The organism is Sunxiuqinia sp. A32 (assembly GCF_052690465.1).
In genome coordinates this window covers 78437-103015 of the sequence record NZ_JBQYLI010000011.1, presented here as the reverse complement: position 1 = coordinate 103015, position 24579 = coordinate 78437, and the positions used below count along the sequence as shown (strand labels likewise).

At 38.3% G+C, this 24579-nt stretch carries 18 protein-coding genes; 10 read left to right on the top strand and 8 right to left on the bottom strand.

From position 1 onward, the window contains the following. Positions 1-163: 163 nt before the first annotated feature. The gene (locus ACUNWD_RS12705) at positions 164-2557 is read left to right on the top strand and encodes an ABC transporter permease (protein ID WP_445588195.1); all 2394 of its coding nucleotides are present in this window, start codon (positions 164-166) and stop codon (positions 2555-2557) included. Between the two features lie 45 nt (positions 2558-2602). On the opposite strand, the gene ACUNWD_RS12700 is transcribed toward ACUNWD_RS12705, so the two are convergent. The 3 genes from ACUNWD_RS12700 to ACUNWD_RS12690 form a co-directional block, all read right to left on the bottom strand. Further along, positions 2603-3367: a LytR/AlgR family response regulator transcription factor gene (locus ACUNWD_RS12700; RefSeq protein ID WP_445588194.1), complete on the bottom strand. Its 765-nt coding sequence runs from the start codon at positions 3365-3367 to the stop codon at positions 2603-2605. 20 nt (positions 3368-3387) lie between these two features. Further along, entirely contained in the window at positions 3388-6297 is a 2910-nt protein-coding gene (locus ACUNWD_RS12695; RefSeq protein WP_445588193.1) for a sensor histidine kinase, read from the bottom strand. Positions 6298-6577: 280 nt separating this feature from the next. After that, positions 6578-7087, bottom strand: coding sequence for an RICIN domain-containing protein (locus tag ACUNWD_RS12690; protein WP_445588192.1), 510 nt, complete (start codon positions 7085-7087; stop codon positions 6578-6580). A 279-nt stretch (positions 7088-7366) separates the two neighbouring features. Here ACUNWD_RS12690 and ACUNWD_RS12685 point away from each other — a divergent pair, with 279 nt between their 5' ends. Further along, entirely contained in the window at positions 7367-8044 is a 678-nt protein-coding gene (locus ACUNWD_RS12685) for an ABC transporter ATP-binding protein (RefSeq protein WP_445588191.1), read from the top strand. A 2-nt stretch (positions 8045-8046) separates the two neighbouring features. On the opposite strand, the gene ACUNWD_RS12680 is transcribed toward ACUNWD_RS12685, so the two are convergent. Together ACUNWD_RS12680 and ACUNWD_RS12675 are read right to left on the bottom strand one after the other, a co-directional pair. Next, positions 8047-9225 (bottom strand): MFS transporter, encoded by a 1179-nt coding sequence (locus ACUNWD_RS12680; protein ID WP_445588190.1) that lies wholly within the window; start codon positions 9223-9225, stop codon positions 8047-8049. 104 nt (positions 9226-9329) lie between these two features. Then, positions 9330-10040: a DNA alkylation repair protein gene (locus ACUNWD_RS12675; RefSeq protein WP_445588189.1), complete on the bottom strand. Its 711-nt coding sequence runs from the start codon at positions 10038-10040 to the stop codon at positions 9330-9332. 62 nt (positions 10041-10102) lie between these two features. Between ACUNWD_RS12675 and ACUNWD_RS12670 the strand changes: the two genes are divergently transcribed. The 4 genes from ACUNWD_RS12670 (at position 10103) to ACUNWD_RS12655 (ending at position 14998) form a co-directional block, all read left to right on the top strand. Next, positions 10103-10684 carry a non-canonical purine NTP diphosphatase gene (locus ACUNWD_RS12670; protein ID WP_445588188.1) on the top strand — a complete coding sequence of 194 codons (582 nt, stop codon included), beginning with the start codon at positions 10103-10105 and terminating at the stop codon, positions 10682-10684. A gap of 2 nt (positions 10685-10686) precedes the next feature. Continuing rightward, on the top strand, positions 10687-13017 hold the full coding sequence (gene porZ / locus ACUNWD_RS12665; RefSeq protein ID WP_445588187.1) for a type IX secretion system anionic LPS delivery protein PorZ: 2331 nt from the start codon (positions 10687-10689) through the stop codon (positions 13015-13017). 11 nt (positions 13018-13028) lie between these two features. Beyond that, complete coding sequence (gene recO / locus ACUNWD_RS12660) at positions 13029-13754, top strand: DNA repair protein RecO (RefSeq protein ID WP_445588186.1); 726 nt, start codon at positions 13029-13031, stop codon at positions 13752-13754. A gap of 80 nt (positions 13755-13834) precedes the next feature. Next, positions 13835-14998 carry a methionine aminotransferase gene (locus ACUNWD_RS12655; protein WP_445588185.1) on the top strand — a complete coding sequence of 388 codons (1164 nt, stop codon included), beginning with the start codon at positions 13835-13837 and terminating at the stop codon, positions 14996-14998. 6 nt (positions 14999-15004) lie between these two features. On the opposite strand, the gene ACUNWD_RS12650 is transcribed toward ACUNWD_RS12655, so the two are convergent. Together ACUNWD_RS12650 and ACUNWD_RS12645 are read right to left on the bottom strand one after the other, a co-directional pair. Beyond that, positions 15005-15508 (bottom strand): SPOR domain-containing protein, encoded by a 504-nt coding sequence (locus ACUNWD_RS12650; RefSeq protein WP_445588184.1) that lies wholly within the window; start codon positions 15506-15508, stop codon positions 15005-15007. Positions 15509-15607: 99 nt separating this feature from the next. After that, complete coding sequence (locus tag ACUNWD_RS12645; protein WP_445588183.1) at positions 15608-15853, bottom strand: GIY-YIG nuclease family protein; 246 nt, start codon at positions 15851-15853, stop codon at positions 15608-15610. Between the two features lie 178 nt (positions 15854-16031). Here ACUNWD_RS12645 and ACUNWD_RS12640 point away from each other — a divergent pair, with 178 nt between their 5' ends. From ACUNWD_RS12640 to trxA, 3 genes are all read left to right on the top strand, one after another. After that, positions 16032-16502: a regulatory protein RecX gene (locus ACUNWD_RS12640; RefSeq protein WP_445588182.1), complete on the top strand. Its 471-nt coding sequence runs from the start codon at positions 16032-16034 to the stop codon at positions 16500-16502. Positions 16503-16628: 126 nt separating this feature from the next. Continuing rightward, entirely contained in the window at positions 16629-20267 is a 3639-nt protein-coding gene (gene dnaE, locus ACUNWD_RS12635) for a DNA polymerase III subunit alpha (RefSeq protein WP_445588181.1), read from the top strand. A gap of 43 nt (positions 20268-20310) precedes the next feature. Then, the gene (gene trxA, locus ACUNWD_RS12630; protein ID WP_445588180.1) at positions 20311-20628 is read left to right on the top strand and encodes a thioredoxin; all 318 of its coding nucleotides are present in this window, start codon (positions 20311-20313) and stop codon (positions 20626-20628) included. Between the two features lie 168 nt (positions 20629-20796). Here the strand turns inward: trxA and ACUNWD_RS12625 are convergent, their stop codons facing one another. Then, positions 20797-21537: a 5'-methylthioadenosine/adenosylhomocysteine nucleosidase gene (locus ACUNWD_RS12625; RefSeq protein ID WP_445588179.1), complete on the bottom strand. Its 741-nt coding sequence runs from the start codon at positions 21535-21537 to the stop codon at positions 20797-20799. 90 nt (positions 21538-21627) lie between these two features. Between ACUNWD_RS12625 and ACUNWD_RS12620 the strand changes: the two genes are divergently transcribed. Continuing rightward, positions 21628-24534, top strand: coding sequence for a triple tyrosine motif-containing protein (locus tag ACUNWD_RS12620; RefSeq protein WP_445588178.1), 2907 nt, complete (start codon positions 21628-21630; stop codon positions 24532-24534). Positions 24535-24579: the final 45 nt, after the last annotated feature.

Here is a 24579-nt window from a genome sequence, read left to right as displayed (position 1 = left end):
TATGTGAAAACTTTACACATATCTATAACCGCAAGAACACACAACACACTGATAATAAGCACACTTAAAATTAGGCATTGAAATTGACCTAAGTAAAATAATCGATCTTGTATTTCCCATTTTCGATAAATCTAAACTTGAACCTAAACTAAATAACTATAATATGATTGTAAACTATTTGAGACAAATACTTCGGGGAATTCGGTCAAAAAAAACCTATTTTCTGCTTAACCTGCTCGGTTTAACTACCGGAATCACAGCATTCGTTTTAATTGTTCTTTGGGTTAAAACCGAAACTTCATTCGACCAGTTTCACGAAAATGCACAGAACATTTACCGGGTAGATTACAAACTTTATGAAGAGGAAGTTCTGGAACTTTATTCTGCGGCAGCTGTGCCGGTAATTGGGCCGCTTTTGCAGGAAACTTACCCGGAAGTGGAACAGTACACACGTTTTAGCAGAACAGAGGGAGTAATAAAATACAACAACCTGTTTTTCAAGGAAAAGCAACTATTTTTTGCTGAATCATCATTTTTCTCACTGTTCAATTTTCAGTTGGCAGCTGGTAACCTCAATGATGATCTACTTGCCGTTAACAAAGCCGTAATTTCAGAACGCGCAGCAAAAAAGTATTTCAACAATGAAGATCCAATTGGGAAAGTTATCACACTCAACGGGAATGATAAATATTCCATTTCTGCTGTTGCCAAGAACGTTCCCGAAAATTCACACATCAAATTTGATATCTTACTTTCCTATGAAAATCTAATTAACCGGAATTCCTTTTTTGACAACGGCTGGTTTGGCCCTTCATTTCAAACCTACGTCCGGCTTGCCCCTGGAACTGATTTTAAAGCAACTGAAAGAAAAATTCCGGATTTGGTGGAAGAGAATCTCGGGGACTTTATGAAACGGGCTTTTTTCCTGGCTGAGTTTAAGTTGCGCCCACTACTGGACATTCACCTAAATTCGAACCTCAAAAATGAGTTGGGAGTTAACGGAAATCGAAGCCACGTACAATTCATGTCTATAATTGCCTTGCTGGTACTCGTGATTGCTTTTATCAACTACATCAACATGGCCACAGCCCGATCTGCCGAAAGGGCTTCAGAAGTAGGCGTGCGAAAAGTGATGGGAGCTATCCGAAAACATTTGCTTGCACAATTTCTTTCAGAATCAGTAATTGTAAATGCAACTGCCATAATACTCAGTTTAGGATTGGTCATCATCCTCCTGCCCATTTTTAGCGATTTTACCGGCAGTCCGGTTTCAATTCCTTGGGGAACATTGCCAATTATTCTAATCGTTATATTTCTTATTAGCAGTTTTAGCACCGGCATTATTCCGGCCACCTATCTTTCACGATTATCGCCTAGTCTTATTTTAAGGGGGAAAGGAAGTTCTCGTTCCCAGAAGGTATCCAGGCTTAGAAATGGTCTCGTAGTTTTTCAGTTTGCAATCTCGGTAATACTCATCGTTGGAACCATTGTTATTGGGAAACAGCTATCCTTTCTGCAAAAGCAGAATATTGGAATTGATATTGACCAGATGCTGGTGGTTGAAGGCCCTAAAGCAGTGAACAATGAAACTTACACAAACAGCCTTGATGCTTTCAGAAGCGAAATGGTGCAACTGGCTCATGTCAAACAAATGACTGTCTCAACCAGTGTGCCCGGAGAAGAAATTACGATCCAGCCAGTGTATGGGAAGTTGGTTGATGGATTGAATACGGAGAAGAAAATAGATATGATCGGAATTGATCAGCATTTTATGGATACCTACGGACTAAAATTAATAGCGGGCCGCAATTTTGACAAAAATTATACACAAGATATTCGCGAAGTCATTCTCAACGAGTCAGCATTGCCATATCTTGGTTTCAGTAGCGCAAAAGAAGCTATTGGCAAAAGATTAACCGGAAGTCCGGGAGAAGCTGATATCATTGGCGTAGTTAATGATTACAACCAGCAATCACTTCGTCAGAAACCATATCCGATGATTTTCTGCAATCGCCCCAACAATTCCTGGTATTCCATAAAAGTGAATGCTTCACAGGCTGACCTTGTGATCTCAAAATTGGAGAACCTTTGGGGGCAAAAGTTCCCAGGCAACCCACTCAAGTATTTTTTCCTTGATGAACATTTCAACGAACAATACCGGGCTGATAAGAAAATAGGCTCACTTTTTATGCTGTTTTCCGTGCTTGCCATTTTCATTGCCTGCTTGGGATTACTGGGTTTATCGGCTTATGCAACGGCCCAGCGAACCAGAGAAATTGGTGTGCGAAAAGTGAATGGAGCTAAAGTGGGCGAAGTCTTGTTGATTTTAAATAAAGATTTTATAAAGTGGGTAGCGATGGCTTTTGTAATTGCAGTGCCTGTTGCATGGTATGCCATGAATAAATGGCTTGGCGGATTTGCCTATAAAACTGCCCTCAGTTGGTGGATCTTTGCCTTATCAGGAATACTCGCCTTAGGAATTGCCCTATTAACTGTTAGCTGGCAAAGTTGGAAAGCAGCAACTAGAAATCCGGTGGAAGCACTGAGGTATGAATAATAGTTAGAATTGAAAATCACTAAATAAAAATGGTGGTTGGTTCCACTAGATACTATTTCTGGAGGTGTTGATTATTTTCTTCAGCACCTCTTCTTTCTTCTGACGTGAAATTGGAACATTGCCTCCGCCATCCAATAAAATATAGCCACCATCGGTTTTAACGTAGGCAGATATTTTACGACAATTGATAAGGTGAGACTGGTGGGTACGTATAAAACCATAAGGTTCCAGAATCTCATGATATTCTTTGAGTGTTTTGCAAACCAGGTATTCTTTGCTGCCTTCAATAAAAATGCGTGTATAATTGCCATCTGCTTCGATACGAACAATGTGATTTATCACCACAAATTCTATCTTATCCGCCAACGGCAAAGCGAGTCGCTTCTCTTCGTCAGGACGATCGATATTAGCAACCAACTCAGCAAGTCGCTGGTTTTCCTTTTTTCGATTAATTTGAATAGAAGCTTTTTCGACAGCTTTAGAAAGTTCAAAAATATCGATAGGCTTTAGCAGGTAATCTATGGCACAAAACTTAACGGCCTGAATGCCATATTTGTCGAATGCGGTAACAAAAACAACTTCAAATTGCTGGTCATTTAAAGATTTTAAGAGATCAAACCCAGAACCACCCGGCATCTCAATATCGAGAAAGACGATGTCCGGGTTTACTTGTTTCACCAGTTTCAATGCCTCAATAGCTGATGCTGCTTCACCAACAATTTGGACTTGTTTGCAATATTCACTTAGCAGATCGCGAAGGTTACTCCGGCTTTTCGGTTCATCATCGACAATTATGCTTTTAATGCTCATGCTCATTTACTTTAAGAATTTTAATCAATTGGAATAATAAGAGTAGCTTTTGTTCCACTACCCCCGCCATTATTCACAATCGTAAGTTTTGCCTGTTTATTTCTATGGCTTAAAATAGCCAGACGTTCTTCAACCAGTTTCAACCCAAATCCTTTCTGGCTTAACTTATCTTCTTTCTGTTTTGAAAGACCTACACCATTGTCAATTACATAAACACAAATACTGTCATCACACTGAGTTACGTCTATCATTAACCTCCCATTCTCACGGATGGGCGACAAACCGTGCACGACCGCATTTTCCACTAAAGGTTGAATAATCATTCCCGGTATTTCAATCAAGTCGCTATTAATTTGAGGAGAAACTTTAATCGTCAGCTCAAACTCGAAGCGCAATTGTTCCAATTCGCAGTATAGCCTAACTGCTTCCAACTCGTCGGATAAAGTTACCATATTTCGTTCCGAATTACTGAGCACACTACGCAAAAGCACCGAGAATTTTGACAGGTAAATATTTGTTTCCTTAAATTGGTTGCTATTTACCAACGATTGAATGGAATTTAGCGCATTAAATATAAAATGAGGATTCATCTGCGAACGAATGGCTTTTATTTCCAATTCTTTAATTCGTCGTTTTGCAGCCTCCTTCCGCTTAAGTCTCCGGATTCGAATTCGATACACCCACAAACCAGCTAAAAATGTAAAAAGGATGGAGCCTAAGCTCCACCCTGCGTTTTTATACATCGCAGCCTTTTCTTCTTTGGAATATCGTTTTGCCAGAATGGCCTTTCTAATTGCATTCTCAAGGCTCTTTGACCCAAAATAATTATTGGGATCTTTAGCTTCATCATCAACAATCCGCAACCATTTATCAAGCAAGAATATCTTTGACCCACTTGATAATAAAACCTGCCTTTTCAAATCTTTCTCAGTTACGTCAATCACTTTTACATTGGGTAGGGCAAGTATTGTACTATCCACAGGGTCTTGGGTTATCCAATTACGAGGCATTACAACGAAGACAAAATCAATTTGATCGGGTTCAAATTTCTCAATATTCTTCTTAAAGTTATTGATGTTTCCCCTTGGTGCATCTAAGATAACCAAACAAACAGGCTTTCCCTTATGAGTAGAAAGATCAAATATTGTACTGTCTTGCTGAAGGAATGATTGTACCGGGAAAGTTTCACCCGTGGCGAGTTTTGCTACTGTTTCATGCACTTTGGCTAGAGGTTCGGTAAGCAATGGATCTTTGCAGTTATTCATAAAGTCCTGGTAGAAAGGTTCAACTTCTGAGGCAGATGCGAAACCTGATCTTAATTCCAGATCAATAGCCTTAGCAAGAGCGGAATATAGCGGAAATCCTTTTAAGGAAGCTCTTGAGAAATAGTAGTTTGCGTAAAAGTCGTTATCTAAACCGCCGACAGCCATCCCCAACCTGTTTTTTCTAAATTTATAAGCTTCTTCGAGATAAGCCTTGTAATGTTTACACCAGGGATCGTTAACCATTAAAGTTGCAAGGGTATCACATTCCAAGAAAAAATCATCAGGATAGTCAATGTTTACTTTTACAAACTTTTGAAAGGAACCAGACTTATCTGCGATAAACTTTGTCTCAATCTTTTCAGGAAGCGCTAATTTACTGTATGCCAAATAGTAATCCCACTTTGTTTTAAAGTAATCAATGCATGTCTCCGATGCTTTCCTGCGATAGTGATTAATAAGTTCATTTACCTTTTGAACCATTACGTTTCGGTATTCCTGATAGGCTTGTAAATCTTTCGGCACTATAAGATAATTCGTCATCCATTCATCCATTTCAACAGATAATTCTGCATTGAAAGCTGCATTCCCTTTAAAATTTGCTGAACCTAACAAATAACCAGGGCTTGTTGGACAATCGTGAAAAGCACCTCTGTATGAAACTCTTTCAACTTTCTGAGAAATCGCAAGAATCTCCAATGTATCTTTTGGCTCAACAAAAGCACTTAGCTTCTTATTTCCTATTTCTATGTTCAAATAAAATGAGCGATTCAAAAAGATAGGACAAATAAACGATCCATCTTCATCCGTTTTAAAGGTTGCTTTTTTAAAGTAGAATTCTTTATCATCTCCATCCAGACTGATTGTTATCTCCTGATTGGCCTGGTCTGTCAGTTCCCCTTTAATTAATGTATTTGCAGGAATGCGAAATGAAGCATTCTCCAAATGACACATTTGATCAGCAACAAGAATCCTCTCCTTTTTTAAACATTTGATTTCTACTGAGATCGAATCATTTGATCTTATCTCATATACGCCATAAAATTCTGTTTCACTATAGTTATTGGTTTCAATTTTATTCTCCAGTAAAGTTTTAAACCCCGATTTTGGTGGTAAAAAAGCCACAAAGTTTGAAAATAACTCAATCGATTTTGTTGGAAGATTTAGGGAGTATGATGATCTTACTCTATGATTATTATCTGGACTAATCTTAGAATGATTAAACGAAGGAAAGCAACCTGAGATTGAATCAAAACGGCTTACAATCCCATCAGGTGTTACTTCCATTTCAAATTGTATGAACTCTTTCGCTGCATTATTATCATCCTGATAAGGGGGATAATAGGAATCATAGCCCATCCATCCCTCAGAACCAAGCAGTTTACTTTGAACTCTTTTAATTGATACGTTGAAAAGCTGGTTCCCATTTGAACGCTGATTCTGCAATTGATAACGCAAAAATACTGTAAACGTTGCGCCACCTGAATCTTTAAAAAAATCAAGTGGAGAAGTGCAACCAGATCTAAAGCTCAAGGGAAGATCAAACTTCATTTCGAACCAGTCGCCCACTTCTAGTCCAAATCGTCCTTCCGGGGGGACGGCTGAAAGTTTGGTGGAAAGGAATAAGAATCCGAGGACAAAAAAGATTAAAAGGTTTTGTTGTTTCATGGTGTTCAAATTTTATGAATTAATATTTCATAAGCAAAACACGACAAAACATTTTGTATAAATCAGGTTCATTTAGCATTCAGCAGATCTGGCTAAATATTTGGTAGTTTTTCGATAATTTAGACACGCGTGGCAGTTAAGCCTTTGGAGTCAGTTGGATATTCGCCGCGTAAATTGTATTTAAAGTTGAAGCATAATATAAATGACTGGTAACTCATATTCATTGAAGGAAACCAAATAGAAAAGTAAAAGGCGCTTATAGGCGCCTTTCTTTATATGGTCACATCGTCGGGTGTTGCTCATATATTGTCCAAAGTTGAAGCTTCGAGCCTGACTTTTTCTTCAGGATAACGGGGGAGTTAGTTGCTCCTTTGGGGTCAGACGGCATTACATAGAGCTCGGTTCCAGCCAAACGAATCAGGTAAGTTTTATCGCCTTGATCAATGAATTCCCATTTCTGCATTTCATCGTTAGCGCTGATGGGCAGCTGTTTTAACTCAACACCTTCCTTGGCTGGCTGCCCAGCCGTTGTGAATGTTTTACCAGTAAAAAGGTTTTTAAGATGATAGGTTTCACCTGAAATATTCTGAAAGTCCCAGGTCATACATTTCCAATTAACGGGGGAGTATAGAACTAAGGGTGTTAAGTCTTTACCGTTTGCATCTTTTATTCGAAGCAATTTACCCGTTTCCACATTTTTTATCGCATACGTTCCCTCAATGTTTTGCGCTGTAACAACTCCAAAAAAGAAAAAAAGAACCACTAGTAAACTCGAAATTTTTGTTTTCATATCACTCAAATTTTATTTTTCACTCTGCATTTCTAAAAATAAGAAGTCTCAGCTAATATATTCGCATGTTCTGACTTAGATTTTGTAATAATCGATCATTAATACCAAATTTCTCCCTGAATATTAAGATAAACAACCAACTACTGACAAATAATTACACAATGCACTGTCTAAATATTTTACACAACATGATGGCTTAAAAAATTAACTTGCTGTTATCATGAGAATTATAAAATTGGTATATTTTCTGATTTAAAATCGAAAATTAAAATATCAATTATGATCAGGCTAACGGACATCGACAAGTACTACGATTCAAAGTTTCAACGGACTTTTGTTTTAAAAGGCATTAACATCACTGTAAATGATGGAGAATTTTTAAGCGTAATGGGGCCAAGTGGTTCCGGCAAATCAACCTTATTAAACATCATTGGGTTGTTGGATACTCCTTCCGCAGGAAACTACCATTTGTATGACGAACCCGTTCTTGATTTGAAAGAAAAAAAGAAAGTGGAATATCACAGAAATTTCATGGGATTTATTTTTCAGGCCTATCACCTGATTGAGGAAATGACTGTTTATGAAAACATTGAGACCCCACTAATTTATAAAGGAGTAAAAAACAAGGATCGAAAAGCAATGGTAGCAGATCTTTTGGATCGTTTTAATATGGTTGCGAAGAAGGATCTTTTCCCAGCTCAACTATCTGGCGGGCAACAACAACTAGTAGGTATTGCAAGAGCAATTGTTGGAAAGCCCAAACTACTTCTGGCTGACGAGCCTACCGGAAACCTGCATTCATCTCAAGGAGAAATGATCATGGACGTATTAAAAACACTCAATGAAGAAGGGATGACTATTATTCAGGTTACACATAACGAGAAATTTGCCAACTATGGAAAACGAATTGTTCGCCTGGAAGATGGTTTAATTCGTACAGATGAAATAGTGAAATAACATCAGGCAACAAACGCTTTCTTTTTGGGAGCCCACTTCAGTATTACAAAAAATAGGACGAATATAAAAGGTAGGTTGATTAATAATAACGTCTGCCAACCAACAGCAAAAATAAACCAACCTGCTGACAGGGAAGCAATTGCCTGAACTCCAAAGATCACAAAATCATTTACAGCCTGAACCTTAAATCGTTCACTTGCCCGATAAACCCGAGGCAGTATCGTGGTGGCTCCAATAAAAAGGAAGTTCCAGCCCACGCCAAGCAATACGAGTGAAAACCAATAGTTCCCAAAATGCTTACCGGCAAACGCAATTCCAATACAAATAAGGTAGGCAAGCAATCCTGTTATCATCATCCTGGAAATTCCCAGTTTACCAATAATCCAGGCCGCTATTAATGATGGCAAATACATTGCAATAATATGACTCTGAATCACCCATTTGGTATGGCCAAGTGAATGACCATCCATGACGTGCATACTTACCGGAGTGGCAGTCATTATAAAACTCATCACTGCATAGCCAACCGTCGCGCCCAATAATGCCACCCAGAACAACGGTTGTTTCAATATTTCCTTCAGAGGACGTTGATCACCATCTGCTTTTTCCTCGTTGATTTCAGGATTTCTAAATCCAGACAAAACAAGCATGCCTAACAAAAACAGAACTGCTAACAATAAAAATGAACCAGCGTATTCCACACTCAAAAGATCTTTACCAAATACTGCTATTTCGGGACCAATAAAAGCTGCTACAATACCTCCAACTAAAACCATTGATGCAGCCTTTGCAATCAAATCTCCGCTTACACTTTCCATTGCTGCAAACCGAAATTGCATCACGCATGAATAAAGCGTACCAAAAAGAAATGTGCTCAAACAAAAAAGGTAAAAATGACCGATTGTAATCGCATAGCTTGCTAATAATGCTACAAAAATGGAGAACGTTACAATGGTGAAGAACGCCTTTTTCCGACCTATTAATTTCATTAAGAGCGTAACTGGTGGTATGGTTAATGCCGTTCCGATGACTGTACATGCAATCGGTAATGTTGCCAGATTTTCGAGAGGTGCCAACTTGGTGCCTACCAATCCACCGACAAACACAACCATTGAACTAACTGATAAAAGTAATGCTTGAGAAATGGTTAATAACCACACGTTTCTTGGAAGACTTTTCATTCGACTGATATTGGATTACTGTACTATTTATTGTCAAATTTCACTCCAATAAAGAACGAGTCAATACCATAAAAGTTCGAACAATAACCATTTAAAACGCTGGTCTATCCATTCTTTCTTCCTGTTTCCAATTTGGTAGTGACCTCACGCCGAACTCTTCCATGAAGCTGATCCCAATATTTATCCATAAAATCAATCACAGCTTGCTTATCAGATTTTGAAAGTTCCCGTAAGGCCCACGACAATGCTTTGATCACCATATCGTCACGATCATCTATTACTTTTTCACAGACCATCAATGTCCGCTCAACATCACCAGTTCCTCCTTTTGCCCGAAGATTTAACGGAATCGTACAAACAACTGCTACCCTTCTCCACCAACGGTTCTCACTTTCCAACCATTTTAGAATCTGAGCATCCTGCAGCGTACCTTCTCTCCAGTGCCAACCAGCAATCATGGTGCAATAACTATCTACTGATGCCCAATTATCAAGCTTCCCAGCAAGATCAAGAACTTGTTGTTTGGATAAGCTTTTCAATAACGGCTTATTCTTCCATACCAATTCATATGCTAATTGCTGGCACTCGAAAATGCCTTTATTAACCAATTTCACACACAGATCTATCCAATCTTTCAATGAAAAATCATATAAAATGCCTCGCCAATTCTTTGCAACTGCCTTCAAATCCGCTGCACGAACACCGAGCATTTCCATTGATGTTGGGAAATTTATCACTCCCAAAGCCTTTCTTTCATGAGTTGCAGTGGATTCTAAGTCCTCAATCATCTTATTAATAATTTCATCGTGTGTCATTGGCAGGATTTTGTAAATTTGACTTCTTCAAAATTAAACAACACAAATTAGATTGATAGAAGATGGAACTTGTTTTTGCAACAAACAATCAACATAAATTAAGGGAACTGCAACAGATTTTAGGCGATTCAATCTGCTTATTAAGTTTAAAAGATATTGGTTGCGAGGAAGAAATTCCCGAAAACCAGGAGACATTGGAAGGAAACGCCTCAGAAAAGTCTTTTTTCATTTATAATAAATACGGATACAACTGCTTTGCCGATGATACAGGTTTGGAAATTGAAGCACTCAATGGCGAGCCTGGTGTCTATTCTGCCCGTTATGCAGGGGAGGAAAAAAGTGCAGATGCAAACATGCAAAAAGTGCTTCGAAAATTAAGTGAAATAAAAAACCGGAACGCACGTTTTAGAACTGTGATTTCGCTGGTTATTGATGGCGAAGAAACCCAGTTTGAAGGCATTGTGGATGGAGCAATTTTAGAAGTACGAAAAGGCATGGAAGGATTTGGATACGACCCTATTTTTCAACCTAATGGCTTTAAAGAAAGTTTTGCAGAAATGGATGCTGAGCAAAAGAATGAAATTAGTCATCGTGGAAGAGCCGTACAAAAACTGGTGCAATTTTTAACTCGCACAAGCAGCTAATTATGAAAAGAACTCTACTGTTAGCAGTTTTAACTGCATTTGTAACACTATCATTTGCTCAGGCCGGCATTGGTGAATGGAATGATTACCAATCCTATTCCAACGGTAAAAAGATTGCAATTGCTAACGACCACATATATTGTGCAACTTCCGGTGGCTTATTTACTTATGAGAAAAGTGATAATAGTATACTAAAATTAACAGGTGCAAATGGACTTTCCGATGTTGGCATCCAAACCATCGCTTATGGCGAAGAATCCAATGTTGTTTTGGTAGCTTACGAAAACAGTAATATTGACTTGATCTATGACAAGGAAATTTTCAATATTTCTGCGATTAAACGCAAGCAGATTCCGGGGGATAAAAAGATTTATAACATCCTGTTTGTTGATCAGACAGCATACCTTTCCTGCGGTTTTGGAATTGTTGCGATCAATCTTGAAAAGAAAGAAGTTAAAGACACGTATTATATTGGGAATAACGGATCATCGATTGTCGTTTATGATATGACTTCTGATGGGCAAAATTTATTTGCAGCCACGGAAGAGGGTATTTACAAAGCACCAATAGATTCACCAAACTTGCAAGACTTTAGCAACTGGGAACACGTGGAAAACATTCCTCATGCGAATGAAGCCTACAGCATGCTGGAGCTTTTCAATGGTGACATTGTTGCTGCATATTCTGGTGATGACTTTGGGACAGAAGAACTGTATCGGCAGGATGGAGCAAATTGGATCTCCTACCTCCCGGTTGTAACTTACATTGATGATATGCAAGCCGTTGGGTCGACCCTCGTTTTAGCAAGAACCGGACAAGTTGATCTCTATAATCAAAATGGTGAACGACTTGAAAAAATTGCTTCTTATTCTTTACTGGATAATCCTATTTCAACCATACACGCGAAAAGTGCAGCAATAGATGCTGATGGAATTGTTTGGATTGCAGATTCGCAATTGGGAATGATCAAAAAACAGGGAAATAATTATGAGCAAATCATGCCAAAGGGCCCGGTAGATAATATGGTTTTTTCTCTTTACACAGTCGAGGATAATCTCTGGGTATCAACAGGAGGCCGGAATGCTGCTTGGGGAAACTTATGGAATCCGGCACAGATACAACGATTCAGTAATGACGACTGGACTACTTTTAATCCAACGACACACGCTGAAATCTCTGGATTTCCGGACATGGTTTGTGTAATTTCTCATCCGAATGACCCGGCTCACATTTATGCAGGCTCTTGGGGTGGTGGGTTAATTGAATTCCAAGGTGATGAATTCGTAGAAAGATATGCCCTCCAAAACAGCAGTTTGCAAACCGCACTTCCCGATCAACCAGACGAGCCATATGTTCGAGTTGGAGGGATGGATTTTGATTCACAAGGCAACTTATGGGTGACAAATTCAGGTGTTGGCAAACCCCTTTCTGTCCTTAAAACAGATGGCAGCTGGGAAGCATTTTCATTAACCGGCATTTCCAGCAGTTATACCATTGGACAAATTGCAGTTACGGAAAATGACGACCAATGGATTGTTCTGCCAAGAGGAAATAACCTCTACGTGCGAAAAGCAGATGGTTCCGGGGGGAAAAGACTTCCTCTGATTGCATACTTTTACAATGGAGAGAGAGAGAATTTCACCCCGTTGAATGACATTTACTCCATAGCACTTGATAAAGATGGAGCCCTTTGGTTAGGAACTACTAAAGGAGTTGCTGTTTTTTACAATCCTGAAGAAATATGGGAGCATGAAAATTTTTACGCTGCACAACCCGGTCTTGACCTAAATGACGGAATCTATCATCCACTTTTGGAGACCGAAACAGTAACATCCATCGCTGTTGATGGCGGAAACCGCAAATGGTTTGGCACTAAAAACTCAGGGTTGTTTTTAATCTCCGAAGATGGAGAGCACGAGTTGGAGCATTTTACTGAAAGTAACAGCCCTCTCCTGTCGAATGAAATTACCAGCATTGCCATCAACCCAAAAAATGGAGAAGTATTTATAGGTACTCCAAAGGGATTAGTTTCCTACATGGGTGAGGCAACTGAAGGATCGAATGAATATGCCGATGTTTATGCATACCCAAATCCAGTTCGTGAAGACTATTATGGAGATATTGTAATTGCCGGCCTTATTGAAAATACGGAGGTGAAAATAACCGATATTAGTGGCAACCTTGTCTATGAAACCAATTCAGTTGGCGGGCAGGCAACCTGGAATGGAAAAAATACCTTTGGACATCGGGTCAGTACGGGTGTGTATATGGTTTTCGGGAATGATCGGCTGGGCGAAAAAACCTTTGTAACAAAGATTCTTTTCATTCATTAAAAGTTATTGCCATGCTCGAAAAAACCCGTGGCATTTTTTTACATCATATTAACTATTCCGAATCGAGTATCATTGCACGGATATATACCGAAAAATTTGGTCGGCAATCGTATATCATAAATGGAGCTCGCGGGAAAAAATCCAATACAAAAGTGAATCTCTTTCAGCCTCTCTTTTTACTTGACATGGAGGTCTATCACAAACCCGGAAGAGAACTTCAACGACTGAAAGAAGCTCGAATAGCCATTCCTTTTGAACATATTCCATACGACATCCGAAAAAGTTCGCAAGCTATATTTTTAGCCGAAGTACTCATGCGATCTCTCAAAGAGGAAGAACCAAACGCAGAATTGTTTGACTTTCTCTTTCATGCTGCTTGTTTGTTGGATTTAAAAAGTGACGGCATCTCTAATTTCCACATCGTTTTTCTTCTAAAGCTGACCAGGTATCTCGGTGTTTTCCCTCATTTGAAAGAGAATTTTGACAACTTGTTTTTCGATTTACTATCTGCCTCTTTTAAAAGAACTGCGCCTGCCCATCAACAGTTTATGAATGTTGAAACCAGTAACAATTTCAGGAAGTTATTCAAAGTTGAAATGAGTGAAATTGAAAAGCTATCATTTACTGGAAATCAGCGAACTGTTTTACTATCCAAATTGTTGGAGTATTACAATATTCATCTGGATATGAAAGAAGAAATAAAATCATTGGAAGTATTGAAAGAGGTGATGGAATAAAATTAATTGATAATTATTTCCGTATTTTTGCAAATATATAACAACCATCAACCGTTAAGAATGATGGTCAATATAGAAAAATGATACAATCAAAATTACCAAATACAAAACAAAGCATATTCACAACCATTCACCAATTAATTGAGGAGACTGGTGCCATTGACGTTGCCATTGGAAAAACTGACTTTGGCTGCCCGAAAGAATTGTCAGCTCTGGCTGCGAAATACTTGCAAGATGGCTATAATAATTATGCACCCCTTGAAGGAATTATTGAACTACGCAAAGCCATTTCGGAGCGCGTACTTGAGAATTACGGTCACCAATATAGTCCCGAATCTGAGATAACAATTACCGCTGGAACGATACAGGCAATTCATACTGCGATCAGTGCTGTAGTAAAAGAAGGTGACGAGGTTATCATTTTTGAGCCTGCTTTTGAGTCATTTGCCCCTTCAATTATTTTAAATGGTGGGAAGCCGGTCTACGTAAAACTTAAAGAACCTGCTTTTCGAATTGATTGGGAAGAACTCAGGAAGATGATCACTTCGAAAACGAAGATGATTTTATTAAACTCCCCACACAATCCGACAGGATCAGTTTTCTCAGATGAGGACATGAAGCAACTTCAGAGGTTAACAAATGGAACGAATATCATTCTTTTAGCCGATGAAATATTTGAATCAATTGTCTTCGACAACCAAGTGCATCAAAGCATAGCCAGATATGAAAAGTTGATCGACAGAAGTTTCATCGTTTCCTCATTTGGGCCTTTATACAATATTAATGGGTGGGGAGTTTCCTATTGTTTGGCTCCAATACACTTAATGGCTGAGTTTCGCAAAATGCAGCAAATTCAGCTTTACAATGTAAATACACCTATGCAATATGCATTGGCAGAATATCTACCCATAGATTATTCATTTGCTGATAATTCTGAGCTTTATCAAGGAAAAAGAAATTACTTTAACCGACTGATGAGCAATAGCCTGTATAAACTAATTCCTGCTCAAGGTGGCTATTTTCAACTACTGGATTATTCTAAATTAATTGATGAGCCTGATACTGCATTTGTTGAAAGGTTAGCTCGTGATTTTGGAATTGCAGCACTGCCAATCTCCGCTTTTTACCATGAAAAAAGCAAATCACGATACATTCGTGTTTGCTTTGCAAAAGATAATGGAAAATTGGAGCAAGTCGCAGAGCGCTTACTCCAAGTCCCATCTATGATTGTAGAAAATCTTTAAGTTCCCTTACTTTTTAATCAACAACCAGGTATCAGCATACTTAGGAAAATCTGTCCTGATTTGGTATACCCTTTTTCGGGCCTCCATTTCATTTGTAAATGAATTTACACATACCCTGTAATACCCTGTTTCACTGTGTAGAACAATCGGATTAAATCCTTGAGGTACCAATTCTGATTTATATCGGTTTGCATTTTCGTTGCTGCTAAAACTTCCAATAATTACGAAATAACTGCTACTCTCATTCTTCACTTTGTCTTCTGCTTTATCAAAAGTGAAACTTTCAGTTTGCATGCGAACTGGTGGAGCTTTTTCAGCAGGTTCATACATCACATCTGAAGTTGGTTCTTTTCGAACACCTGGATTCGCATTTGGCACGGAGAACACTTTTGTTTGAGGTTCCTCAACAGCAACCGCTGTAGGTTCATCTTTCTTTTTCAGGCTTTCAAAAACTTTACATCCTGAAAACAAAAAAGCAGCTAAAATACTGGCAATGATTATTTTTTTCATGGTTGTTTCCTTTAATTGATTTCAATCAACAAAAATACAAAAAAGACATTCGTGTATTCAATTCTGGAAGAATCGTTATTAACCGTTGATTGTTGAAATCTAAAGGTTAAGCTCCCTTTTTATAAAGCGTTGTCCATTTTGACTCATGTAGAATTTACACCGACGAATGGCTTTAACCTTGGTGTCAAATCCTTCATGATAAACCATCACCCATGGAGATACATCTTTAGTCAAATCAACTTTGCCCTGATTATGAGCAATTTCCGCATTTTTCAAATTGTCAGTAAATCCATAATAAAAGCGGTGATATTCCTGATTATAGATCACATATGAAAAGAAATTCATGTATTAATTTTATCAATGAGTAATGTAAATGATACTTTCGATCGTTATTAATGTTACAAAATTATAAAAATTGAGAGATATGAACGCCTAATGTCACAATCGCAGTATATAATTAATATGGTTCTTGTGCTATAATGCTTAGTATTGTATCTTCAAACTACGATTCAAAATATCCTAAATGAATTTCAACCAGCAACAGAAAGAAGCTTATCAGAAAGCAGCGTTTTTGTGCAGCAAATCGGAAAAGTCATCCAATAAAATCAAATTGAAATTGATTGATTGGGGATTGACAGAAGATGAATCTATTTCGATTGTTGAAAAGCTGATCGAAGAAAAATACATTAATGACGAAAGATATGCCAGTAGTTTTGTTCGAGATAAATTCCGTTTTAATAAATGGGGCAAAATCAAAATTGCTTACCACTTAAAGGCAGATCGAATTTCTTCAAATGCAATTGACAAAGCGCTCAAAGAAATTGATGATTCAGCATATCGCAATACTTTAGAAAAACTTCTTAAAGAAAAAACCCGAAAAATAAAGGCCGTAAATCAATACGACCAAAAAGCAAAACTCTTTCGTTTTGCACAGAGTCGTGGATTTGAAAGCGATCATATTTTCTCTATTCTAGATGAAATATTGAAAGCTTAATTTACCTTCTTTACTTTTTTCATGTTTTATCAACATCCATTTCATCAGCAAAATGAAAACCTTAATTTTATGCTGCCCGCAATTACGGCATGAGGATTTGACGAAGATTGACAAAACTTATTGAAAATGATTCCATTTACGCATTTACATGTTCACTCACAGTATTCCATTTTAGATGGTGCAGCCAGCATAAAAGGATTGGTGAACAAAGCCAAGAATGATGGCATGACAGCTTTGGCACTTACCGACCACGGAATGATGTTTGGGGTTAAAGATTTTTATGACACGTGTAAGAAAGAAGGAATCAAACCAATACTTGGTTGCGAAACGTATGTGGCTAGTCGCTCTATCAAAGACAAAAGTGACAAAATAGACCGATCGGGAGATCACCTGATATTGCTCGCTAAAAATAAGACTGGTTACCGAAATCTGATCAAATTAATATCAATTGCCAATACGGAAGGATTTTACTACAAACCGCGTATTGATAAAGACATTCTGGCTAAACACAGCGAAGGGCTTATTGTATCATCTGCTTGCCTTGGTGGAGAAGTTCCACAGAAAATAATGCAGTCAAACATTCCGGAAGCTGAAGAAACCATTTCCTGGTACAAATCAATTTTTGGCGATGATTATTATTTGGAACTGCAACGACATCAATCTGAAATTTTGGAACTCAATGAGGATGTATACAAAAATCAGGTCATCGTCAATAAAGCAATTTTAGAATTAGCTGAAAAACATCAGGTTAAAGTAATTGCAACCAACGACGTCCATTTTATCAACTCGGAAGATGCCGACGCGCATGACTTGCTAATTTGCTTAAATACGGGAAAAGACTTTGATGACCCAAACCGTATGCGATATACCAAGCAGGAGTGGTTCAAAACGACTGCGGAGATGAACAAACTTTTTGGTGATGTTCCGCAGTCTCTTGAAAATACCGCAGAGATCGTTGCAAAGATTGAAAACTACGAATTAAACTCTGCTCCTATCATGCCACCATTCCCGATTCCTGAGGAATTTGGCACAGAGGCGGTGTATCGTGAAAAAATAAACGAAGAAGACCTTCGCAAAGAATTTGGAGATAGCGCTTTTGAGCGTTTGGATGGCTATGAAAAAGTTATCCGTATTAAACTGGAAGCAGATTATCTGCAACATCTGACTTACGAAGGTGCCAAGGAAAGGTATGGAGATCCTATTCCGGAGTCTGTTCAAGAGCGACTCGACTTCGAGCTGGACACGATCAAAACCATGGGTTTTCCAGGATACTTCTTAATTACACAAGACTTTATTAATGCAGCCAGGGACATGGGAGTTTTGGTCGGACCAGGCCGGGGATCGGCAGCTGGTGCTGCGGTTTCGTACTGTGTTGGAATTACAAACATTGACCCGATCAAACACGACCTGCTTTTTGAACGTTTCCTGAATCCCGACCGTATTTCAATGCCCGATGTCGATATCGACTTTGATGATGACGGCCGACAGTTAGTACTCGACTGGGTTACTGAAAAATATGGACAGGATAAAGTTGCCCACATCTGTACATTTGGTACTATGGCCACCAAACTGGCAATTCGGGATGTAGCAAGAGTTCTTAAGCTTCCTCTTCCGGAAGCTGATCGTTTAGCAAAATTAGTTCCGGATGCTCCAAAAATGAGTTTTGTAAAAGCTTACAAAGAAAGTCCAGAACTAAAGAGAGAGAAAGACTCCAGCATTCAATTGGTAGCGGATACGTTAAAATTTGCAGAAACCCTGGAAGGTTCTGTTCGACAAACTGGAGTTCATGCTTGTGGAATTTTGATCAGTCGCGACCCGCTTACCGACCATATTCCAATCATGCCCACCAAAGAAGAATCGCTATACACCACTCAATATGATGGTAGATTCGTTGAAGCGATTGGCTTGTTAAAAATGGATTTCCTGGGACTAAAGACGCTTTCCATTATTAAAGAGACTCTGGAAAACATTCGTCTTTCAAAAGGAATAATAGTTGACATTGAAAAAATCCCGGGAGACGACGCTAAAACATTTGAATTGTTTAGCCACGGTGATACCACTGCGATTTTCCAGTTTGAATCTCCCGGAATGAAAAAACATCTTCGAAACCTAAAACCCAACCGTTTTGAAGATTTGGTTGCGATGAATGCCTTGTATCGCCCCGGTCCAATGGAATATATACCTGATTACATTGATAGGAAACATGGACGGAAAAAAGTTGAATACGACCATCCAATGATGGAAAAATACCTTAGTGACACCTATGGAATTACCGTCTTCCAGGAACAGGTAATGTTACTTTCGCGCCATTTAGGAAACTTCACCCGGGGTGATTCCGACTCCCTCCGTAAAGCGATGGGTAAGAAAATAAAGGCAATGATGGACACCCTTAAGGTGAAATTTGTGGAAGGTTGTAAAGGTAATCCCAAGTTTATTGAAGGATGTGAACAAGTTAAGAAAGAACCGGAAGAGCTGATCAATAAAATTTGGAAAGACTGGGAAGCCTTTGCCAGTTATGCTTTTAATAAGTCTCACTCCGTTTGCTATGCCCACATTGCCTACCAAACCGGATACCTGAAGGCACACTTCCCTGCAGAATTTATGGCTGCCAACATGAGCCGCAACCTGAATAACATTACGGATATCACCAAATTAATGGAAGAATCAAAACGAATGGGAATCAATGTGCTGGGCCCGGACGTAAATGAGAGCTTCCTGAAATTCATGGTTAACAAAGAAGATGATGTTCGATTTGGATTGGCTGCCGTAAAAGGAGTTGGAGCCGGAGCAGTTAGAGATATTGTTGAAGCCAGAAAAGAAGGTGAATTCAAATCTGTTTTTGATTTTGTGGAAAGAGTGAATCTTCAGTCGGTAAACAAAAAGAATATTGAAGCACTAGCTATGGCCGGTGCATTTGACAGTTTCTCTATAAAACGAAAATCATTTTTTAGTAGCCAAACTGAAAATGAACCTGTTTTTGTCGAACAACTTATTAAATATGGGCAAAGTATAAAAGCGCAGAACAGCAACACTAGCCTTAACTTGTTTGCCGATGTAAATTCATATAATGATGAAATAAAGCAGCCAACAATACCTGACCTTGGAGAATGGCCTAAAATTGTATTGCTTGAAAAGGAAAAAGCCCTTATCGGAATTTATTTATCCGCCCATCCATTGGATGACTACAAGCTGGAGATCAAAAATTTCACCAGTAAGGAATTCTCATTAAAAGATTTAAATAACAACATAGAAGTTTTAAAGGGTAGAGAGCTTACGTTTGCAGGAATGGTAACTGAAGCATTTGAAGGAATGACCAAAACTGGCAAGCCATACTGCAAAATGACCTTAAGCGATTATACCGATTCATACGCGTTTCCTTTCTTCGGGAAAGATTACGTTGAATATTCTAAATATTGCAAACAGAATCTATTTGTTTTGGTGAAAGGAGCTGTTCAGGAAAGTTTTCGCCCCGGACAATTGGAATTTAGAATTAGGAATATCGACATGCTCGATGAAGTGAGAGCAAATCATTTTAAAAGTATTACAGTGAACATTCCTTTACAGGCTATTACTTCAGAATTAATTGAAGATTTTGAATACATTAGCCAAAAAAATAAAGGAAAAGTTCTTCTGCGTTTTAATGTTTGGGATACCGAAACAAAAAGTGTTATTAATCTGTTTTCCAGAAGTACTCGCATTGAAGTGACCAAAGAAGTGGAAGAGTTTTTTGAAGAAAGGGACTTTCTGAATTTTAAAATAAATTAGTTCGAATTAAATTATTTGATTAAACAATTATAAAATATTCGTTATGGCAATAGAAGTAAATGATGCAAATTTTGAAGAGGTTGTTTTGAAATCAGACAAACCTGTGTTAGTTGATTTTTGGGCAGAATGGTGTGGCCCATGCCGTATGGTTGCGCCCGTGGTTGAAGAATTATCGCAAGACTATGAAGGAAAATTATTGGTTACTAAAGTTGATGTTGATAGCAATCCGGATACAGCTGTAAAATTTGGTATTCGCAATATTCCTACAATCCTTTTCATCAAAGGTGGAGAAGTAGTTGACAAGCATGTTGGTGCTGCCCCAAAAGCTGCGCTTGCTGAAAAAGTTGAAGCCTTATTATAAGATCAAAGATATTATTACCAAATAGAAAGGGAGCTCGATTTGAGCTCCCTTTTCTGATCTTTACTAAACTATTTTCTAAATTATCTAATTGTTTCCACGGCTTTGTGGAGGTTTTCTATGGTTCAATAGGTTTAACAAACGCCGTGCCAATTTTCAACAAAACAATAATTATTCAAACATTAATTTGGCAATCTCCACAGAAATTTGGCTGATGTGCTCAAACAGAAATTTTGAAAAAGCATGATTCGCCTTTTCGTCCGCCTTGTCTGAAATTATTCTTATTACCATGCAGGGAATATCATAATCAGCACCAACCTGGGCAATAGCAGCTCCCTCCATCTCCGTGCAAAGAATATCAGGTATCTTCTCCCCAATTTGCCTTTTGCTTTCGCTGGAAGCAACAAACTGATCCCCTGTTCCCACAGTTCCAACAAAAATATTAGGTTGGTATCCTCCGTCAATTTCAGGATAATGACCATCTGCCAACCTTTGGCAAAATGTTTCGCAAACCACTTTTGCGTCCTCTACCAATTTTTCGGGAACTGAAAAAGAAAAATCTAACCAAAATGGGCTTTTTATCCCCTCGTACCCTTGAAGCAGCGAAAGATCAACATCATGCTGAACCAGACGGTCCGCAATTACAATATCTCCAATCTCCAGTGAGTTTTGCATCGATCCTGCCAATCCAATAAAAAGCAGACGATCGACATTATAAAGGTTTACTAAACTGGTAGCTGTGGACGATGCTGCAACTTTTCCCCAACCGGAAAGACACATCACAACTTCATTTGCTCCAATCGTTCCCAAATAAAAATTGCGCGATCCTTTTCGCTCAACAGTTAAATTATTGATATCCTTCTTAAAAAGAAGAATTTCCTCTTGCATTGCACCAATTAGTCCGATTTTCATAAATAAATCTTTTTGAGGCAAAAATAAGGTACTTGCAGTATTTTAAAGAATGCTTGATCTGAAAATTCTGAAAATCTATATATTTGTTAGATGGGGCATATCGTAAGAAAAAATATCATTCTTGTTATTTCCTTACTAGTCAGTGGATTTTCCTTTGCACAATTAAAAAACGTTGGTGTCCCTGATATCCAGAATTTCACGAAAAAGGAGTATGAGGCGAGCACTCAAAACTGGCAAATAGAGAAGAACAGCAAAAACTTCATGTATTTTGCAAACAACAGTGGCCTTCTGGAATATGACGGAGCTCAATGGCATCTTTATAGTTTGCCAAACCAATCGATTATCAGATCAATTAAAGTTGACGAGAACGATCGAATTTACATAGGCCAACAGAATGATTTTGGCTACATGGAAGCTGACGACAAAGGAGAACTTCAGTATCATTCACTGAAAGATCTGGTGCCGGCTGAGGATCGAAATTTCGAAGAAATCTGGCGAATTCACATAACTAATTTCGGTGTTGTTTTTCAATCATATACCCACCTGTTTATTTATCGTGATGGACATATTTTCCAGGCCAAGGTTAAGAATCGTCTTCGATTTTCATTTTATGTGAATGGACAATTATGGGTTCAAGATGAAGTCGAAGGGTTACAAGAATATCGTCAAGGACAATTTCACATACTAAGTGGCTTTAACCTCCTTAATAACAAAGAAATCTGGTCAATACTTCCAATTTACAACAACCGGGTTCTAATTGGTACTGCAAACAATGGTGTATACATACATAATGGGGAATCTGTCACTCCTTGGAAAGGAGAGGCAAATGATTTCTTAATTAACAACCAGATCTTCTCTGCCACTAAGTTCAAGGACGTTTATTATGCATTTGGTACGATCCAAAATGGATTAATGATTACCGACGAAACAGGAAAAATAATACAGCACATCAATAAAAAGAAAGGTCTACAGAACAACACAATCTTAAGCATTGGAACCGATCAGGATGAAAATATCTGGCTGGGTTTGGATAACGGAATTGACTATATTGATATTAATTCACCATTTACATTCATGTACGATACTGAAGGATTGGGATCGACATACACTTCACTGGTTCATGATGGGAAACTATACGTGGGTACTAACCATGGCTTATTCGTTAAAGACTGGCCAGAGAAATTGGAAATTGATGAAAAAGGCTTTAGGCTTATACCTAAAACAGTTGGGCAGGTATGGTACCTGGGTGTCCACCACCATGTCATTTTATGTGGGCATGACAATGGTGCATATGTGATCAACGATGAAGCAGCGACTCAAATATCAGACATAAAGGGTGGTTGGATATTTATGGAGCCAATCCAAAATGACAATTATTTGATTGGCGGGAATTACAGTGGCCTGACACTTTTCAAGTTAACAGAAGACCAAAAATCTTATGAATTTGTGGGGCAAATAAAAGGCTTCGATGAATCGTCAAAGCTCATTGCACAAGATGAAAATGGCGTTTTGTGGATGAGTCACGGCTTTAAAGGTGTCTTCGAAATTACACTAAATGAGCAATTGGATAGTGTTACCAATTATGTATTCCACAATTCAAAAGATGGGTTGCCCGATGATATCTACAACAACTTAATGGTTATTGGAACGAATATACTATATGCCACACCGAGTGGAATTTATGTGTATAATGAAAGAGAAAAACAATTTGAACGCTCGGCGTATTACAATAATATTTTTGGAGAAAATAATAGTGTTGATTATTTGGTGGAAGATCAATATGGGAACATTTGGTTTACAGATCAAGGCATACCCGGTGTACTCCGATTTCAGGAAGACGGGACTTACACAAAAGTAATCGCTCCATTTGAAAAGTTATCAGGAAGAATAATTGCCGGATTTCAGCATATCAATGTTGTTGATATGCAAAACACATTTATCACTTTGGAAGATGGATTAGCCCATTACACTCCTTCTTATCAGTCGGGAAATGACATTCCTTTCAAAACCTTTTTACGGGAAATCATCAACCAAAATGATGGAAAAGCCTTTTACCCTGCATTAGTTAAGGGTGAAATACCAATTGATTCGTTAACATTCAACTTTAAAGGGAACAACCTAAAATTCACTTATTCAAGCCCCGATTATAAAAACAATGACAAAATAAGATATAGTTACTTCCTTGAAAACTACAACTCTGAATGGACAGATTGGAGCGAAGAGGCAAGCTGTGATTTTATGAACCTGAAGGAAGGAGAATACATATTTAAAGTAAAGGCAATCAATCCCTACGGCAACGAAAGTACGGTAGCTGCTCTCCCATTTTACATTCAGCCACCATGGTACAGATCCATCTTGGCTTATATAATGTATACACTCTCCGGGCTAATTTTGATTGGCTTACTAATTTGGTGGGTATACCACCGGATGCAAGTATCAAGGCGGCAAGAACGCTTGAAACACCTTCAAGAGTATCGGAAAAAAGTGCAACACTTCCAGCGCGAAGCGTTAATATCCGAAAAAGAGATCATCAAACTTCGTAACGATCAATTAAGAGGTAAAATGATCCATCTTGATAAAGAGCTTGCCAACCAAACCATGAGCTTAGTGCAAAAAAATAAGTTTATGGGTAAATTAAAATCTGAACTAAGGAGTCTCCAAGGGCAGGTTTCAGACAGTTCCCTCAAGTCGAAAATTAGTTTAATCATCAATCGAATTGATAAAGAGTTTGACGATAAAAAACAAAAAGAGCTATTTGAAACCTACTTTGATGAAGTTCACGAAGACTTTTTCAAAAGACTTTCCGAGAAATTTCCGTCACTCACTCCTCGCGAACAAAAACTATGTGCGTATATTAAAATGAACATTTCCACAAAAGAAATTGCAACTCTTCAGAACATATCGGTACGTGGAATTGAAATAAGCCGTTACCGTTTACGAAAAAAATTAAACATTGACCGGGACACCAACCTTGGCACGTTTATTTCCAATATTTAATCCTTCCGATTACACTTTTTTAGATCCTGTTGTAAAGCATACTCT

Excerpts from the sequence above, each read along its gene's own strand:
- ACUNWD_RS12675 (WP_445588189.1), bottom strand. The coding sequence starts at position 10,040 with ATGACACACGATGAAATTATTAATAAGATGATTGAGGACTTAGAATCC.
- ACUNWD_RS12640 (WP_445588182.1), top strand. The coding sequence starts at position 16,032 with ATGAATTTCAACCAGCAACAGAAAGAAGCTTATCAGAAAGCAGCGTTT.
- ACUNWD_RS12645 (WP_445588183.1), bottom strand. The coding sequence starts at position 15,853 with ATGAATTTCTTTTCATATGTGATCTATAATCAGGAATATCACCGCTTT.
- porZ (WP_445588187.1), top strand. The coding sequence starts at position 10,687 with ATGAAAAGAACTCTACTGTTAGCAGTTTTAACTGCATTTGTAACACTA.
- ACUNWD_RS12695 (WP_445588193.1), bottom strand. The coding sequence starts at position 6,297 with ATGAAACAACAAAACCTTTTAATCTTTTTTGTCCTCGGATTCTTATTC.
- ACUNWD_RS12705 (WP_445588195.1), top strand. The coding sequence starts at position 164 with ATGATTGTAAACTATTTGAGACAAATACTTCGGGGAATTCGGTCAAAA.
- ACUNWD_RS12680 (WP_445588190.1), bottom strand. The coding sequence starts at position 9,225 with ATGAAAAGTCTTCCAAGAAACGTGTGGTTATTAACCATTTCTCAAGCA.
- ACUNWD_RS12690 (WP_445588192.1), bottom strand. The coding sequence starts at position 7,087 with ATGAAAACAAAAATTTCGAGTTTACTAGTGGTTCTTTTTTTCTTTTTT.
- ACUNWD_RS12670 (WP_445588188.1), top strand. The coding sequence starts at position 10,103 with ATGGAACTTGTTTTTGCAACAAACAATCAACATAAATTAAGGGAACTG.
- ACUNWD_RS12625 (WP_445588179.1), bottom strand. The coding sequence starts at position 21,537 with ATGAAAATCGGACTAATTGGTGCAATGCAAGAGGAAATTCTTCTTTTT.
- trxA (WP_445588180.1), top strand. The coding sequence starts at position 20,311 with ATGGCAATAGAAGTAAATGATGCAAATTTTGAAGAGGTTGTTTTGAAA.
- recO (WP_445588186.1), top strand. The coding sequence starts at position 13,029 with ATGCTCGAAAAAACCCGTGGCATTTTTTTACATCATATTAACTATTCC.
- ACUNWD_RS12685 (WP_445588191.1), top strand. The coding sequence starts at position 7,367 with ATGATCAGGCTAACGGACATCGACAAGTACTACGATTCAAAGTTTCAA.
- ACUNWD_RS12655 (WP_445588185.1), top strand. The coding sequence starts at position 13,835 with ATGATACAATCAAAATTACCAAATACAAAACAAAGCATATTCACAACC.
- ACUNWD_RS12620 (WP_445588178.1), top strand. The coding sequence starts at position 21,628 with ATGGGGCATATCGTAAGAAAAAATATCATTCTTGTTATTTCCTTACTA.
- dnaE (WP_445588181.1), top strand. The coding sequence starts at position 16,629 with ATGATTCCATTTACGCATTTACATGTTCACTCACAGTATTCCATTTTA.
- ACUNWD_RS12700 (WP_445588194.1), bottom strand. The coding sequence starts at position 3,367 with ATGAGCATTAAAAGCATAATTGTCGATGATGAACCGAAAAGCCGGAGT.
- ACUNWD_RS12650 (WP_445588184.1), bottom strand. The coding sequence starts at position 15,508 with ATGAAAAAAATAATCATTGCCAGTATTTTAGCTGCTTTTTTGTTTTCA.